General features: G+C 70.5%; 14 protein-coding genes. 12 read left to right on the top strand and 2 right to left on the bottom strand.

The features are described from left to right. Positions 1 to 53 precede the first annotated feature (53 nt). From Q0Z83_RS19285 to Q0Z83_RS19235, 11 genes are all read left to right on the top strand, one after another. Positions 54 to 392, top strand: a complete 339-nt coding sequence (locus Q0Z83_RS19285) for a hypothetical protein (RefSeq protein WP_317795343.1) — start codon at positions 54 to 56, stop codon at positions 390 to 392. Between the two features lie 109 nt (positions 393 to 501). Then, positions 502 to 975: a hypothetical protein gene (locus Q0Z83_RS19280; RefSeq protein WP_317795342.1), complete on the top strand. Its 474-nt coding sequence runs from the start codon at positions 502 to 504 to the stop codon at positions 973 to 975. 281 nt (positions 976 to 1,256) lie between these two features. Next, a complete protein-coding gene (locus Q0Z83_RS19275; RefSeq protein WP_317795341.1) occupies positions 1,257 to 1,706 on the top strand; it encodes a hypothetical protein in 450 nt (149 codons plus the stop codon). A 71-nt stretch (positions 1,707 to 1,777) separates the two neighbouring features. Then, positions 1,778 to 2,452 (top strand): GGDEF domain-containing protein, encoded by a 675-nt coding sequence (locus tag Q0Z83_RS19270; RefSeq protein WP_317795340.1) that lies wholly within the window; start codon positions 1,778 to 1,780, stop codon positions 2,450 to 2,452. Continuing rightward, complete coding sequence (locus tag Q0Z83_RS19265) at positions 2,449 to 3,714, top strand: hypothetical protein (protein WP_317795339.1); 1,266 nt, start codon at positions 2,449 to 2,451, stop codon at positions 3,712 to 3,714. The genes Q0Z83_RS19270 and Q0Z83_RS19265 overlap by 4 nt, the downstream gene beginning before the upstream one ends. Positions 3,715 to 3,812: 98 nt before the next feature. Continuing rightward, entirely contained in the window at positions 3,813 to 4,769 is a 957-nt protein-coding gene (locus tag Q0Z83_RS19260) for a DUF4192 domain-containing protein (RefSeq protein ID WP_317795338.1), read from the top strand. A gap of 71 nt (positions 4,770 to 4,840) precedes the next feature. Further along, a complete protein-coding gene (locus tag Q0Z83_RS19255) occupies positions 4,841 to 5,677 on the top strand; it encodes a hypothetical protein (RefSeq protein WP_317795337.1) in 837 nt (278 codons plus the stop codon). Between the two features lie 178 nt (positions 5,678 to 5,855). Beyond that, complete coding sequence (locus Q0Z83_RS19250; protein ID WP_317795336.1) at positions 5,856 to 6,215, top strand: hypothetical protein; 360 nt, start codon at positions 5,856 to 5,858, stop codon at positions 6,213 to 6,215. A gap of 46 nt (positions 6,216 to 6,261) precedes the next feature. Then, positions 6,262 to 8,559: a WD40 repeat domain-containing protein gene (locus Q0Z83_RS19245; protein WP_317795335.1), complete on the top strand. Its 2,298-nt coding sequence runs from the start codon at positions 6,262 to 6,264 to the stop codon at positions 8,557 to 8,559. 22 nt (positions 8,560 to 8,581) lie between these two features. Beyond that, on the top strand, positions 8,582 to 9,826 hold the full coding sequence (locus tag Q0Z83_RS19240; RefSeq protein ID WP_317795334.1) for an ankyrin repeat domain-containing protein: 1,245 nt from the start codon (positions 8,582 to 8,584) through the stop codon (positions 9,824 to 9,826). Between the two features lie 185 nt (positions 9,827 to 10,011). After that, entirely contained in the window at positions 10,012 to 10,443 is a 432-nt protein-coding gene (locus Q0Z83_RS19235) for a DUF4259 domain-containing protein (protein WP_317795333.1), read from the top strand. A 125-nt stretch (positions 10,444 to 10,568) separates the two neighbouring features. Here the strand turns inward: Q0Z83_RS19235 and Q0Z83_RS19230 are convergent, their stop codons facing one another. Beyond that, entirely contained in the window at positions 10,569 to 11,231 is a 663-nt protein-coding gene (locus Q0Z83_RS19230; RefSeq protein ID WP_317795332.1) for a hypothetical protein, read from the bottom strand. A gap of 33 nt (positions 11,232 to 11,264) precedes the next feature. Next, positions 11,265 to 12,269, bottom strand: a complete 1,005-nt coding sequence (locus Q0Z83_RS19225; protein WP_317795331.1) for a MerR family transcriptional regulator — start codon at positions 12,267 to 12,269, stop codon at positions 11,265 to 11,267. Between the two features lie 306 nt (positions 12,270 to 12,575). Between Q0Z83_RS19225 and Q0Z83_RS19220 the strand changes: the two genes are divergently transcribed. Next, positions 12,576 to 15,986, top strand: coding sequence for an RCC1 domain-containing protein (locus Q0Z83_RS19220; RefSeq protein ID WP_317795330.1), 3,411 nt, complete (start codon positions 12,576 to 12,578; stop codon positions 15,984 to 15,986).

The raw sequence follows: 15,986 nt of genomic DNA, 5'->3' as shown, positions 1-15,986 counted from the left end.
AGCCAGAATGAGGACGGCTGTCAGAAGCGAACCCGAGAGGCGCGAGTGGTCGTATGAGCGTGGTCATGCGCCGGATCGACAGGTTCGGGTTCGGCGAGTTCGACGACATGGACCTGTTGGCGCAGACCGCCGACACCACGGAGATCGAGCGGATCCTGCGGGCCCTCGTCCGAGCGATCCTGCACGACGAACAGGTGCGGGACTCCCTGTCCGATGAGGCCCAGGCGGACCTGCTGGTGCCCCTCGGCATGGCCACCCGGGTGCTCGACGCCGGGAACCGCTCGGCCGTCGAGCTGGTGTCGGCCGCCTGCACGGTGCGGTACTGCGCGCAACCACACCGCGCCGAACTTCCCGCCGACATCGCAGAGCTGCTGGCTCGGCTGCCACGCTGACAGGCCGCTGTCAGTTCGTGTCAGGAGCGGGCATCGTGCGTACGAGCTGACCGGACGGTACTGGGAGACGTCAGTACGTCCACCCACCGTCCGGGGGCCCATCCGGCCCATGACCGATACCCCTGAACTCGCCCAGGTGCCGATCACCGTGTGGCACCTGCCTCCGGCCCGGCCGGGGGAGACCCTGTCCCTACCGGTCGCGCAGCGGCTGATCGTCGGCTACACCCGCGGCCACCGGCTGATCCTCGACCTGACCATCGGCGAACAACTCGCCCGCTGCGCCCAGGCGTTGCACCGCACCCACGCACGCCATTCGACGGTGAAAGGCCCGCGCCGGGCGGCGCTGATCGTCATCGCCTGGCCCCTGGCCGACACCCGTCCAGGCCCGGTGATGGCCGGCTGTCACGCCCGGCTGGCGTCCGGCAGCTGCCTGGCCGTGATCCAGGACGGCGTGGACTACGGCGTCAACCGGACACTCATCGGCGCCGCCCACGACGCGGGTCTCGTCTACCGGGAACACATCGTCGGCGTCCACACGGATCTGTCCGTACACACCGACATCCTGGTCTTCGCCAAGCCCTGACCAGGTCTGTCAGGTCGGCACGCTACCGTCGGCCCACATTTTTCCGCACCATCCCCGTTTCTGCTGAGCTCCGGCAGCCGCGGGCGTCGTACCCGCCCACCCGATCCGGTCGGCACCTCGACGCCCCCACGCCGGACGCCGGTAACCCACACCGTCTGCGAGGACGGCCACCCGAGGTGGCCGTCCTCATCGGCATGCCCACGAAAGGAGCACCACCCAGTGGCGCATCAGATCGAACAGTTCACCGACGCGACCACGATCGACCGACGGGGGAGATGACCATGGATCCGGTACGCGCGATCCTGCTCGCCCTGGCCCGCCGAGCGAACGACACCCACCTGTACTGGCAGGCCGGGCTCGCCGCCGTCCGTGCCCGTCGACAGGTCCCGCAGCGGGGTGAGGCGTTCGCCCACGCGATACAGGCCGAACTGTGCCTGGCCGACGCCTTGCGCGCCGCCGACCTGCCGGCCGGGTTCCGCATCGACGGGATCACCCTGCGCCCCGATCCGGTGGACGCGATGAGGCAGCTGCGCGCCCACGTGCCCCGCTTGAACCCGAGCGGGCCGATCGAAGCCGAACACGAGCAGGCCCGCCAGACCTACCAGCAGCTCGCCGTCGATCCATTGACCGATCAGGAGCAGGCGTTCGCCGTACAACTCGCTGATCTGCCTGTGGCCCGCCGCGACAAGGTCGTCGACGCCGCCGAACGCATCGCCTGCCACTTGCCGTAACCGCATGCCCCGCGACGGCCCGCCCTGTTTGGGCGGGCCGTCGCTGTTTCCCGACTCCGAAGGAGCACTTCGTGTTGTTCATCGCTGTCCTGTTGGCCGGCATCCTGCTCGGCCACCTGACCGTCCGGCCCCGGCTGCGCACTCTGAACGCCTTGCGGACCGCGCTCGCCGACGCCCGGCGGCTGGCCGACCACGACCGGCTCACCGGCCTGTTGAATCGGTGGGCCGCCGCCCGGCTCGTCTTTCACACCGTTGAAGTCGGCCGCCGGCCGACCACCTTCGCCCTGGTCGATCTGGACCACTTCAAGACCATCAACGACGGGTACGGCTACCAGGCCGGCGATCAGTTGCTGCGGATCACGGCCGCCCGCCTCACCCGGGCCGTGCTGCCGCGTCAGGGGTTCGCGGCGCGGCTCGGTGGTGACGAGTTTCTGATCGTGTTGCCCGGTACCGACGGCGATCCCATCGGTGACGTGCTCGCCCGGCTGGCGGTGCCGGCGGTGCTGCACACCGGCGACGGCCCGATCAGTGTCGTCCCGGGCGGCAGTGCCGGTGTCACCGTCTACACCGGCGCCGAGCCGACCACGTTCGTCGACCTGCTGCACGAGGCCGACATCGCCCTGCACCACGCCAAACACGACCGCGGCGGCCACCGCCTCTACGCGCCGGGGATGGGCATGCCCCGCAACGCCGGCCGCCACGGACCCCGCCGCCGCGACCGGCACCCCGGAGGTGGTCGGGCGTGATCGACCACGACATGGCCTGCGGCGCCTGCGGCTACGCCCTGGTCGCCATCCACCGCGACGGCGGTGTCGTCTACGAGCATCCGGTCACTCCGGCCGCCGACCATCCGACCGTCCCGGTCCCCGCCGACCGGTTCGACAGCGTGTTCCGGCGGTGCCATCTGTGCAGCGTCCACCAGCCGTGGTGGGAATACCGCACCGAGGCCGCGACCGTCGAAACCATCGACGACCCCGTGACGATCATCGAGCGGTACAGCAGCCGCTGGCACGTCTGCGGCGAATGCGCCCACCTGATCGACACCGACGACCGACCGGCCCTGACCCGCCGCTGCACCGACGTCATGAACTGGGCTCCCGACAGCCCCGCCGCCCTCCTGCTCGCCGGACTGCACGAGGCGATCATCCTCAGCCGCGAACCCGGCCGCACCCTGATCACCACCGGCACCTGGCCGGCCCTTCCCCTGAAACCACCCGCACTGCCACGCATCCGCGACCGGCTCGCCGCCCTGCTGCGCGGACCCACCGGGCTGCCACACCCGCTGGCCGACCCCGCCGTCCGCCACGAGATCGCCGACGGCCTCGACCAGGGACAGTTCACCTGGATCGACGGCGAGTTCACCGACCTGATCGAGCAGGTCCACACCGACCTACCCGCCACCCCGGTCACCGAACGGATCGTGCCCAGCCGGGTCAGCCTGCTCACCTGGGCGAACCCGGTCGGCCCGCACCGGCTCGCCGCCGCCTCCTGGACCCGCCACCAGCACGGCTGGCGGATCGTCGCCTACCGCACCATCCACGCCGACCTGCCCGAACACGTCCTCACCGCCCTACGCCACGAGGTCGGCAGGCTCATCCCCGTCCACGTCCGCGACATCCCCGACGACCACACCGTCACCGCCGACGATCCGCTCGCCCCGCTCGCCGCGACGTGGCTGGTGATCGCCCAACAGTTGACCCGCGACGAACCCACCCCACCCGAACCCGGGCTCGGCCGCTCCTACCGCCGCGCCCGGCGCCCGCCGCCGGACATCCGCATCGTGCGGATCAAACCCGCCGCTCGCCGCACCACCACCGTCAACACGGCCGGCGGCCGTCGACCGCCGGAGCACCGGTTCTGGGTCAGCGGCCACACCCGCCACCAGCCCTACGGGCCCGGCCGCACCCTACGCCGCGACATCCCCATCGATCCCTACCTGAAGGGACCGGACGGCGCACCCATCAAAGCGAGCACCACCGTGCGCATTCTCGGCGACCACCACCACTGACCCATCCGCTCGTGCCCGGGGCTCCAGCACCACCGCCCCCGGCACCAGCCGAGGGGAACCACCGCGCGCCCCGGGCCTTTCCAAGGAAGGCCACCGCCGTGACCGTCAACGACCCCATCAACCTGACCGACCCCGCCGACGCCGCCGCACTCGTGCCCTACCTACTCGGCTACCACCCGTACGACCGGCTCGTGATCCTCGCCCTCCGACAGTGTCGGATCCACTTCATCGCCGCCGCACCCCTGACCCGCGACCTCGCCTCCAGTTGCGCCCTGATCGCCGACAAGGGCCCCGACCAGATCCTGCTGCTCGGCTACGGCGACGACCAGCCCGTCACCACCGCCGTCGACCACACCACCGCCGCGTTCACCGACTTCGGGATCCCGGTGCTCGCCGCGTTCCGCGTCCACGCCGACCGGATCTGGCATCTGCACTGCGGCGAACCCGACTGCCACCACGACGGCACGCCGTTCCAGCCCGACAGTACGGTCGCCGCCGCCTACGCCACCTACCACGGCCTCACCGCCGCCACCGACGTCGACGCGCTGGCCGCCCGACTCGACCCGGTCACCGGCCCCGAACGCGCCGCCCTCACCGACGCCTACCACCGCGCCGCCCGACACCTGCACCAGCTACTCGACGACTGCACCGACCAGCAGATCACCGACACCTTCCACACCCTGCTCGACGAACTACTCACCGAAACCGCACACGCCTACCAGTCCGGCCGGCTGACCGACGACCGCGCCGCACTCCTCAACATCCTGCTCGGCCTCGGCCCGCTACGCGACCGCGCAGCACGACACGTCCACGGCGACGACCTGCACCTACGCACCTGGACCGACCTCACCCGCCGCGCCACCCCCGACTGCGTCGCCGGCCCCGCCACCATGCTCGCCGTCGCCGCCCTGCAAGCCGGCCAAGGCGCCCTCGCCCGACTGGCCGTCCAACGCGCCCACCACGCCGACCCCGGCGACCCGTTCCTCCACACCGTCGCCGGATGGGTCCGCAGCGGCGTGCACCCCGACACCGTCCACCACCTGCTCCACGACTGACCACACCACCCGAGAAGAAGGCCGCCGGCCCGCAGCCGGCGGCCTTTTCATGCCCAAACAAGGGGTACGACATGAGCACCGACCTGATCCCCGTGACCGTCCGCGAATGGACCGACATCCTCGCCCGCATCCGATTCGGCACGGTCACCATCGCCGGCAAGACCTACAGCGCCGCCCGCATCAAACTCGTCGCCCACCGCCTGGCCACCTACGCCGACCACGACGGCACCCGCATCCACCCCGGCATCGCCCGCCTCGCCGTCGACCTCGAGATCGAATACCGCACCGTCCGCGACACCCTCACCCTGCTACGCCGCCTCGGACTACTCCAACTCGTCCGGCCCGCCGCCGGGCACCGCCGCGCCGACGAATACCGCCTCACCCTCCCCACCGATCTCCTCGACCGCGACGACCTCGAAGTCTGGACCCCCACCCACCACACCCAGCAGGCCCAGGCCGTCCGCGACACCCACCGCGGCACACCCCGAACCCGCCCCACCACCACCTGCACGCGAGGTCCCCAGGACCCCACACCCGACCCCACACCCGCCACCGCGCCGGGTCCGCAGGACCCCACACCGAACCCCGAAACGCAGCACCGCGCAGAGTCCTCAAGGACCACGAAACCAAGCCGCGCGGGGTCCTCAAGGACCGTCACGTGGGGTCCACAGGCCCCCACCACCTACCAGGACCACCACACAACCCCGACCGACCAGAACCAAGACGTAACCGTGACCCTCACCCCCACACCCCGCTGCGCCCACGGACTCACCACCGCCCGCCGACCCGACGGTCAACCCGCCTGCGCCCTCTGCCGCGTCGACGCCAGACGCCGGCGTGCGACCACCGGGATCGATCAGACACCGATGGGGTACACCTCGACCGGGATGAGCATTTCTTCGGCATAGCCGACGAACCGGCGACCATCGCGATCCTGGTCGGCAGGGCCGATGGCGTCGACCAGCAGGTGCATGACCGCGCGGCCGGTCTGCCGCCCATCGTGGACCTGGACGGACCCGCCGCCTGCGCGGTGAACTCCCGCAGCACCGGGCGGGCCACCGTGCACCTACCGGATAGATTCGGCGGATGTTCGAACTGCGCCCCACCGACCTGGGCAGGTTCCTGTTGGTCGTCCACGTCGACGGGGACGAGGTCATCGTCGGCAGGCCGCTGGTCGGAGGCGAGAGCGGCGTCGGCACCGATGACGTCTACGACAACGGCATCGTGGTCGCCGTCTTCGACGACGCGGGACAGCTCGGGCTGCGAGTGCGGTGGGCCGTGTCCAGTCGCTACGCGAGCCGCCCGGACTGCACCGGGCAGTGGCGGTATGTCTCCGGCGACGGCGGACGTACCTGGCGAGAAGTGGCCGATGAGGACACCGCCCCGTTCGACACCGAACCGGTCACCAGCCTGCGGGTTCACGGGGCCAACGGCTGGAACGGCTGACCGGTTTCTTGATCGGCGTGATGTCGATCGATAAGGTCCCCGACTCATGGGGCAGCGGGCGTGGCGGGGTTCGAGCGGTCCGGCGGTCCGGGCGTACCGGCGGGCGCTGGACCGGCTACGAGCGGCGGAACCCGCCGATCCGAGTGCGCGCGCGAGCATCCTGCAGGCGATGGCACTGACCGAGGAACCGGCGGCGCTGCCCGCGCTGGACCTGGCAGCTGTGGCGGGGTGGACTCCGCTGTGGTCCCGGGGCGAACGGTCCGGGTTCCATACCCGGCTGGTCGGGCACGCCGGGCCGGTGCTGTCGGTCGCGTTCGGGCAGGTGACCGGCCGGGCGATACTGGCGACCGGCGGGGCGGACCACACCGTGCGGTTGTGGGATCCCCACGCCGGCGCGGTCACGGCAACGCTGACCGGGCACACCGGTGCCGTGACACGGCTCGCCTTCGGCACGGTCGCCCGCCGCCCGGTCCTGGCCAGCGTCGCGGCCGACCGAACCGCCCGGCTGTGGGATGCGCGGACTGGACAACTGCGGGACACCATCATGCTCGGCCGCGGCGACGTGGTCGGCCTGGCGATCGTCGCCGCCGCCGGCCGCGACCGGCTGATCGTCGCGACCGACCGCGGGCAGCAGTACCGGCGGCGCGGCGCGATGGACGTGTGGGACGCCGAAACCGCCGACCGCCTCGACCGGATCCGCGACCACCGCTGGTTCGGCGCGCGTGCGTCGGGCGGGCTGGCGGCCGTCCCCGCCGACCAGGGTGACCTGCTGGCGGCGTTCGCCGAGGACGGCGACGAGGTGTCGCTGCTGGATCCGGGCACCGGCGTCCAGACCGCGGCCCTGGCATGGGCGTACGACGGGCACGACGACGACATGTTCGGCGCTTCCCCGGTGCCGCCGCTGGTGGTGTGCCGTCACGACGGCCGGCTGCTGCTCGGAGCGACCGTCGAAGCGGAGATCCCCCACCAGGGGCCCAACACGGTGGCCGCGGTGGTGTGGTGGGACGTTCGCACCGGCGAGGTCGTCGACTCCCGAGAGCTGGACCTGAACGAGTCGCTGCTCGCCGCGACCACGGCAGAAGGCTCCGGCCGATTCGTCACGATCAAGGCACACGACCGGCGGATCGGTTCCGACGACGCCCGGACCGGCCTCGACGTGTTCGTGTATCCCGTGGCGGGTCGGCAGACCGGGGTGCTACGTGGCCACACGGGCCACGTCCACGCCGCCGCCTTCGGCACGATCGACGGTGCGGCGGTCGTCGCCACCGCGGGAGCCGACGGCACGGTGCGACTGTGGGACACCGACACCCCACCACCCGGCGACCGGCACCTCGCCGGATCGGCCGGCGGGCTCGCGATCGTCGCCGACCCGGCACAGCCGATGCTGGTCGTCGGCACCGGTCGACCGTCAGTGGACCTGCTCGATCCGATCACCGGTAGCCGGATCGGCCGCCTCCGGTGTCAGGTCTACCCCGGCGAGCCCGGACACCGATGTCCCGACCTGACCCGTGAGGCCGGATGGTATGTCAGCAACGACCACTGCCGACACGGCGTGACGGCCGGCATGGTCGACGGCCGCTGGCTGATCGCCACCCACGGCAACGGCCACGGGGTGCCGTTGTGGGACCCGCAGACCCGCGACGTCGTCCGGGTCCTCGACGACTTCCCGCACGGCCCGATCCGGTTCGGGCCGGCCGGCGACCGAACGGTCCTGGTCACCGGCGGCCGCAGAGCTCGCGTGTGGGACCCCACTACCGGTGCCCTGCTCGCCGAACTGGGTGACGGGCGTTTCGAGACGTACGGCCCCGCCTCGATGGCGTTCGGCTCGGCCCTCGGACGTCCCGTCGTCGCGGCCACCGGGACCGCCATCGACGGTCGAGCCGGGATCAGCATCTGGGATCCGCTGACCGGCGAGCACCTGCGCCGGGTGCCGTTGCCCGGCACGGCCTGGGACGGCGGGCCACCGGGCACCTCCCCGGGCGCTCGCCTCGCCGCCGGAACCGACCTGCTCGCCCACGCCGTCGGCGACCAGGTGCGGCTGTGGGATCCCGGCACGGGGACACCCCTGTCCACGGCGACCGGCGCGGACGGCCGGATCACCTGCCTCGACCTGGCCACCACGCACGACCGTGTCCTGCTGGCCTGCGGAACCGAACACGGCACCGTCCAGCTCTGGACCGGTCCCCGGGAGGCGATGACGGCCCGCCCGGTCACCACGCTCGCCACCTTCGCCCGGCCGGTCCACACGGTCCACATCAGCCTGATCGGCGGCCGGACCGTCGTGTTCGCCCAGGCCACCACCGGGCGACTCACCGCCAGCCGGATCGATACACCGCTACGGTGACCGGCGACGGTAGGGTGCCGGCGTGAAGGACGTCGACTGGTTCAGCGGGTTCGTGCTCCGCGAGGACTGCCAGGGAGTCGAGGGCGCTCGGGACCACGTCACCGCCGAGGTGCTGCCAGACCTGATGTGGCTCTACGACCGGCTCACCACCTGGCTTCAGCGGTCGTTGTTGGTCCAACTCGTGCAGGACCGATGGGAGCCGGACCTGTTCGCCCCGGTGATGCTCGACATGCTCCGCGCGCCGAGCGACTGGCACGACCCGGGTACGGCCGACAACATCCAGCTGGGGCAGGCCATCGCGCTGGGGTTTCTGGACGAACGCCACGACACCTTCGACCACTTCCTGTGCGACCGCGACGCGCTCCGCGCAGCCGTCACGGCCATGCGCCGGGAGCATGGCCTCACCGCCGACGAGGTCGCCGACGAACCCCCACCACCGGTCCCGTACGCCGACGACCCGGCCACCCGCCTCGAACAGGCTTGCGCGCGCGGCGACACCGGCACGGTCCTCGCCACCCTGGACACCGGCCTGCCCACCGACACGCCACTGAGCAACGGCACGCCACTGCTGCACGCGCTCGTGGAGGGCCATCCCGACACCGCCCTCGCCCTGCTGGAACGCGGCGCGTCGGTCGAGACGAGGCGGAAGTACACCGGCGCCACCGCCCTGACGCTGGCAGGCGACCTCGGCGACATCCCGCTGATCGACGCACTGTTGGCCCGAGGCGTCCCGCCGGACGAGACCGACGGCAACGGCCTGACCGCGTTGCACAACGCCGCCGGGTGTGGGCATCTCGACGCGGTCCGCCGGCTGCTGCGAGCCGGCGCCGACCCCCGCGCCTCGGCCCGCTCACCTCTGGGAGCCGCGGCCCGCTGCGGCCACGTCGAGGTAGCCGCGCTGCTGCTCGCGGCCGGCTGCGAACTCGAAGCCGTCACCTGGGGACGCACCAGCCTGACCGACGCGGCCATGCTCAACCAGGCACCGATGCTGGACTTCCTGATCGCGGCCGGCGCGAACGTCAACGCTGCCGACGACAACGGACTCACCCCGCTCATGCACGCCGCTCACCACGGCTACCCCCGCATCGTCGAGCGCCTGCTGCGCGCCGGCGCTGATCCGCAGACCGTCGTGGCAACCGGCGCCCACGCCGGCAAGACCGCCCGCGACCTGGTCCGGCAACGCCGCCGCGACACGGTGCTCGCGTTACTGACCGGCCCGCCACCCCCGGAAAGAGGCGCACCGGTCGGCACACCCCCGCCCAACTGACGGTGCCACCGCCCGCCGGTCAGGCCCTGCCCGGCGACCGGCAGACGCGAATCCGTTCAGCACTCCGGCGTTTCGAAGGCCATCACGTCGAGACGATCGGTCTGTGAGTTCCCGATCGGCCTTCTACGAACACCAACTCATGATGCGAAGATCACCCCGACACGATCGGGGAGATCGAAGTAATCATGGGGACCTGGGACGCCAGCCCGTTCGGCAACGACGATGCCGCCGACTTCGCCATCGAACTGGACGACGCGCCGGCACACACCCGCATCGAAATGATCGGCGCCGTCCTCGAACGCGTCGCGAATCCAGCCGACGATGACCCCCGGCTCTCCGACGCCCCACGAGCTATCGCCGCCGCTGCCTTGGTCGCCGCGCAATACCCAGACGGCGCACCCATCACCTCGGCCCCCGGCCCGACCACCCCGATGCCCGAGTTCCCGGCCTACCTCCGGAACCTAGCCATCGACGCGCTCGACCGCGTGGTCACGACTCCCACCTGGCTCGCTGAGGACTGGGACGCGACACCCGACGGCCCAGCCTGGCGCCAAACCATCTCTGAGCTGCGCAGAATCCTCGACCCGCCGCAACGCGAATCGCTCTTCGACCTCTAAACCACCCCTCAGCAGACCCCAGTTCGCTGACAAAAGCCACGCTTCGGACAGCCTTCATTGGCACGAGACTCAGTTAGTGGCAGAGGAAAGGTACCCCGACGATCGCGGAGCGGAGTCGTACGAGATCAGTCGAACCAGGCGACGAGCCGTACGCCTTCGTCGCCGAAGCGATCCGCCAGCGTCTGCATGACGGCGAAGACGTGTTCCCATCCGGTTCCGGGGCCGAGCACGTCGTGCCGGGAGATGGCGGGCTTGTACTGGAACATGGTCTTGCGTTTCCCCAAGATGCCTTCTTGCCGACCAGTGGCTTCTTGCCACCACGTGCCGTAAGGAGTGTCGGCCGGTAATCCGCTGATCGGGGGTAGGCCGTACTCGGCGATGAACTCGTTCGGCCATCGGTCGTCGATGCGGCATTGCACCCAGATTCCGTCGCCGGGGTTGTCGCCGAAGCCGAGGATGCCGCGAGCAGGGAGTCGGACCGTCATGTCGAGGTCGCGCAGTTCCGGCCAGGAGATCCAGGTGCTGCCGTGGACTGCGCGGTCGACTCGGGCGAAGTGCTCGTAGTCCTTGCGAACGGTTTCGGAGGCGTCGGTGGGCAGGCCGCGGCCTTCAGCGACTGGTTGCCAGCCGGCCCAGTTGCGTTCGCCGAACAGGCATCCGTAGCCGTCGTAGCCGTCGCGTAGGACGGGGTAGAGATTCACGCATTCGAGCCACGGGCGCTCCTGGTCCGGCCAGAAGGTGTTGAAGGGTTCGCGGACCTCGATCACGCCGTAGATATCGGTTCCCACGCGGAGAGATCATAGGTTTTCTTGATCTTGTGACTACTGGCTGGACTCGGATCTGTTGCCGAGTTTGAGCGCCACTGGAACGGATCCCGATCGGGAAGCCGGATGCGTGTGCAGCCAGTCGAGGACCTGCTGGGCGTGGGTGTTCGGCGGGAAGATCGGATAGAACACGTGCTCGATCACGCCGTCACGGACCACGAGGGTCAGACGTGAGTAGAGCCGTTCGTGGCCCGGCGCGGCGAAGGCCGGCAGCCGCAGAGCATCCGCGAGGCCGAAGTCCGGATCCGAGAGCATCGCGAACGGCAGCCGCAACCGTTCCACCAGCTCAGCCTGGTAGTCGGGGTGTTGGCTGGACATGCCGAAGACCCGGTCCGCGCCCGCCTCGTGCAGCTCCTGGTGGTGGTCACGGAAGTCGCATGCCTCGGTGGAGCAGCCCCGGGCGCCGGGAATCGCGTCCCAGCCCTCCGGCAGATCAACGCCGGGCCGACCCGACAGCGGGTAAAGGTAGATGATCGTTCGCCCCTGGCCCAGCTTGCCGAGGTTGACCTGCTGCCCATCGCTGGTGGCCAGTGTCAGGTCGGGCATGGCGGTGCCGGGCAGGTGGTCGGCTGCACCATCGTCGCTGGGCACCGGCAAGTCGTCCGGCAGCGTGGTGAAGTCGGTCATTGGAATGCTCTTTCCCTCGAACGATCGGACCGCGCCTGCCTCCAGCTTGCGGACGAGCAGGTCACGGCGGGCGGACAAGGAGGTGATGATGCGGTCGAGTTCGGTAATGCTGTGACGCAGCGTTGCCAGCGAGGCCGGGCACTCGTCGCTGTGCTCATGGCCGGTCTCGAGGCACTCGATGAACGGGCCCGCTTTACCCGGGCTGATACCGCTATCCGTCAGCTCACGGATCTCCATGACCGCCCGTAAGTGACTGTCGTCGTAATCGCGGTACCCGTTCTGCCGACGCTGCGGCATGATCAACCCAAGCTGCTCGTAGTAGCGCACCGCCTTGATCGACACCCCGGCACGCCGCGCGAGCTCACCGATTCGCATCCTGACCTCCGACTCGACCGTAAACCCTGCCCCCAGGGGCAAGGTCAAGTCAGCGGATAGCCGCAACAGTCCATCGACCGTCCAGAGGTGGTCCACGACTCGCGACCACGAAGACCAGCGGCAGCCAGACGGTCCCCGAACTCGCGTACGGAATCACCCGTCGATCCTGATCGCGGCGCCCTGCCCGCCCTCCGCATGGGAAGCCGGTTACCACAGTCCTCCGCGCGAAGCAGGGATTTCCTCCCGATTCAGGGATTCGCCGTAAATCGGTGATGGGAGGTGCCGGACCGTGATGGTGTCTGTTACGTGCTGCGAAAGACCTTGTCGATGGTCGGGGCGCTGGCGACGCTGGCGACGGTGATGCTGACAACGGCCGGTGTGGCGCCGGCCCTGGCTCAACCTCCAGGCGGCCCGGGAACCCAGGTCACCGCCGGGACCTACCACACCTGTGCGCGCGATGGTGACGGCCGGGCCTACTGCTGGGGCGACGCGGGTGCGGGCCAGACCGGCAGCGAAAGCGACTCCGGCCTGCAGTTGACGCCGGCGATCGTGGCCACCGGGGTGCCCTTCACCCAGCTTGCCGCCGGCGGCTACCACACGTGTGGGCTGGCCGGCGACGGCACGGCCTACTGCTGGGGCGCCGGTGCCGGGGTCAGCCCGGTGGCGGTGACCGCCGCCGTGCCCTTCACCCAGCTTGCCGCCGGCAGCAGCCACACATGCGGGTTGGGCAGCGACGGCAAGGCCTACTGCTGGGGCGCCAATGGCCAGGGGCAGCTCGGGGACGGCAGCACGTCGAACCGGTCGACTCCGGTGGCGGTGGACACGGCGACGACCTTCACCCAACTCACCGCCGGTGGTTTCCACACGTGTGGGCTGGCCGGCGACGGCACGGCCCACTGCTGGGGACAGAACGTCGACGGCCGGCTGGGGGATGGCAGCACCACCAACCGGCCGGCTCCGGTGGCGGTCGATGCCGCGGTGACGTTCACCCGACTCACCGCCGGCGGCTACCACACGTGCGGGCTGGGCAGCGACGCCAAGGCCTACTGCTGGGGTAACGATGACCAGAGCCAGCTCGGCGACGATGACACCACCAGCCGGCCCACTCCGGTGGAGGTGGCTGGCGGGGCCGTACCCGGTGGCGTGACCTTCACCCAGCTCGCCGCCGGTGCCACCTTCACGTGCGGGCTCGGCAGTGACGCCCAGGCGTACTGCTGGGGCTTCAGCCACGCCGGTCAGGTGGGCGACGGCGGCACCACGGACCAGCCGCGATCCGTGTCGACTCCGGTGGCGGTGGTCGCCGGGGCGATACCGATCGGGGTCACCCTCACCCAGCTCAGCGCCGGCAGCGGTCATGTCTGCGCGGTGGGCAGCGACGCCGGCATCTACTGCTGGGGCTACGGCACGGCCGGTCAGTTGGGCGACGGCGGCGGCATCAACCAGTCCAGCCCCGTGGCGGTGTCCACGCTCGCACTGCCGCCGACCGGCGTGACGGCCGTACCCGGTGGTGGTCAGGTCGTGGTGTCGTGGTCCGCCCCGGCGAACCTCGGTAGCGGGACGTTGACGGGTTACACGGCGACCGCGTCACCCGGCGGACAGACTTGCGTGACCGCCGGCGCGACCACCTGCACGATCACCGGGTTGACCAACGGCAGCGCCTACACGGTCACCGTGACCGCCACGACGACCGTCGGTACGTCTGCTGCGAGCAGCCCGTCGTCGCCGGTGACTCCCAGTGTGGGCCCGCAGCCGCCGATCGGTGTGACGGCCGTACCCGGTGGTGGTCAGGTCGTGGTGTCGTGGTCCGCACCGGCGGACCTGGGCAGTGGGACGTTGACGGGCTACACCGCGACGGCCTCCCCGGGTGGACGGACGTGCCTGACTGCCGGCGCGACGATGTGCACGATCGCCGGGTTGACCAACGGCACCGCCTACACGGTCACCGTGACCGCCACTACCACGGTCGGCACGTCTGCTGCGAGTAGTCCGTCGTCGCCGGTGACTCCGAGTGTGGGGCCGCAGTCGCCGACCGGTGTGACGGCCGTACCCGGTGGCGGTCAGGTCGTGGTGTCGTGGTCCGCACCGACGAACCTGGGCAGCGGGACGTTGACGGGCTACACGGCCACCGCCTCGCCCGGCGGGCGGACATGTCAGGCCGCCGGCGCGACCACCTGCACGATCACCGGGCTGACCAACGGCACCGCCTACACCGTGGCGGTGACCGCCACCACCACTGTCGGCACGTCTGCTCCGAGCAGCCCGTCGTCGCCGGTGACTCCGAGTGTGGGTCCACAGCCGCCGACCGGCGTCACCGCAGACCCCGGCGACCGGCAGGTCGTGGCGTCGTGGACGGCACCGGCGGACACCGGCAGCGGGACGTTGACGGGTTACACCGCGACCGCGTCGCCCGGCGGACAGACCTGCGTGACCGTCGGCGCGACCACCTGCACGATCGCCGGGTTGACCAACGGCACCGCCTACACCGTCACCGCGATCGCCACGACGACCGTAGGAACGTCTGCTGCGAGCAGCCCATCGGCACCGGTGACCCCCAGCGCCGGCCCGAAGACCCCGATAGGCGTAACCGTCACAGCAGGCGACCGATCGATCACCGTCGCCTGGGACCCCGCCGAACCGGGCACCGACACACCGATCAAGTACACCGCAACGGCCACCCCGAGCGGGAAGACCTGCACGATCAGCAGTAGCAGCATCCACGGCGGCATCTGCACCATCCACGGGCTGATCAACGGAACCGCCTACACCGTCACCCTGACCGCCACGAACAAGGCCGGAACATCACCGCCCACCGAGCCGTCCAAACCGGTCACCCCGGTCGACAGCCCACCGACGGGCCGTCCGCAACCACCTGTCGTCACCGCCACTCAACCCCAGAACGAGACCATCGCCGTGTCCTGGAACCCCGGATCGCCGGGCACCGGAACCCTGCTCGGCTACACCGCCACAGCGACCGCGACCAGGGACCCGTGCACGTCCACCACCACGCCGTGCATCTCCACCGCGACCCGGCCACAGACCGCCACCGACCACACCACGGCGTCGGCGGAGCCGACCGCCTGCACCACCACCGACTCCCAGACCTGCACCATCACCGGCCTGATCAACGGCACCAGCTACCAGATCACCGTCACCACCCACACCACCACGGGCGACTCCGAAGCGGACAGCACCGGGCCCGAGGTCATCACCACACCCGACAACGGCATTCTGGTACGGGGAACGCACTTCACCACGACCGTCGAGGCCACTGATCCGGCCGGTATCGGTCGCTCCTACCTCACCGGCCCGGACGGGCAGGGCCGCCCCGACTCCTACACCACAGCCGACGTGCCGACCGGCAAGGACGGCAACCGAACCGTCACCTGGATCGTGCTCGACAAACTCGGCAACCAGACCACCGCCCGACGCACCGTGACCGTCGACAACACCGCGCCCACCGTCGCGTTCCGCAAAGCCCCCGCGAACGGCGCCAGAGTAGCCAAACCCACCAAGATCACCGCAACGGCGAACGACCGCAACGGCATCGCCCGAGTCGAACTGATGGTCAACGGCCGACGGATCGCCGCCGACACCCGGCCCGGCTACACCTTCACCCTCAACCCGACCAGGTACGGCAAGAAGTTCTCCGTGACGATCCGCGCCTACGACCGCGCCGGCAACGTCCGGCAAACCAGCCGGCGCAATTACCACCGCTGA

This window comes from Actinoplanes sichuanensis (genome assembly GCF_033097365.1).
Classification (GTDB): Bacteria; Actinomycetota; Actinomycetes; order Mycobacteriales; family Micromonosporaceae; genus Actinoplanes; species Actinoplanes sichuanensis.
Note: the sequence above shows the minus strand (reverse complement) of the source record. Positions and strands in the feature narration are given on the sequence as shown.

Excerpts from the sequence above, each read along its gene's own strand:
- Q0Z83_RS19285 (WP_317795343.1), top strand. The coding sequence starts at position 54 with ATGAGCGTGGTCATGCGCCGGATCGACAGGTTCGGGTTCGGCGAGTTC.
- Q0Z83_RS19280 (WP_317795342.1), top strand. The coding sequence starts at position 502 with ATGACCGATACCCCTGAACTCGCCCAGGTGCCGATCACCGTGTGGCAC.
- Q0Z83_RS19275 (WP_317795341.1), top strand. The coding sequence starts at position 1,257 with ATGGATCCGGTACGCGCGATCCTGCTCGCCCTGGCCCGCCGAGCGAAC.
- Q0Z83_RS19255 (WP_317795337.1), top strand. The coding sequence starts at position 4,841 with ATGAGCACCGACCTGATCCCCGTGACCGTCCGCGAATGGACCGACATC.
- Q0Z83_RS19250 (WP_317795336.1), top strand. The coding sequence starts at position 5,856 with ATGTTCGAACTGCGCCCCACCGACCTGGGCAGGTTCCTGTTGGTCGTC.
- Q0Z83_RS19245 (WP_317795335.1), top strand. The coding sequence starts at position 6,262 with ATGGGGCAGCGGGCGTGGCGGGGTTCGAGCGGTCCGGCGGTCCGGGCG.
- Q0Z83_RS19235 (WP_317795333.1), top strand. The coding sequence starts at position 10,012 with ATGGGGACCTGGGACGCCAGCCCGTTCGGCAACGACGATGCCGCCGAC.
- Q0Z83_RS19225 (WP_317795331.1), bottom strand. The coding sequence starts at position 12,269 with ATGCGAATCGGTGAGCTCGCGCGGCGTGCCGGGGTGTCGATCAAGGCG.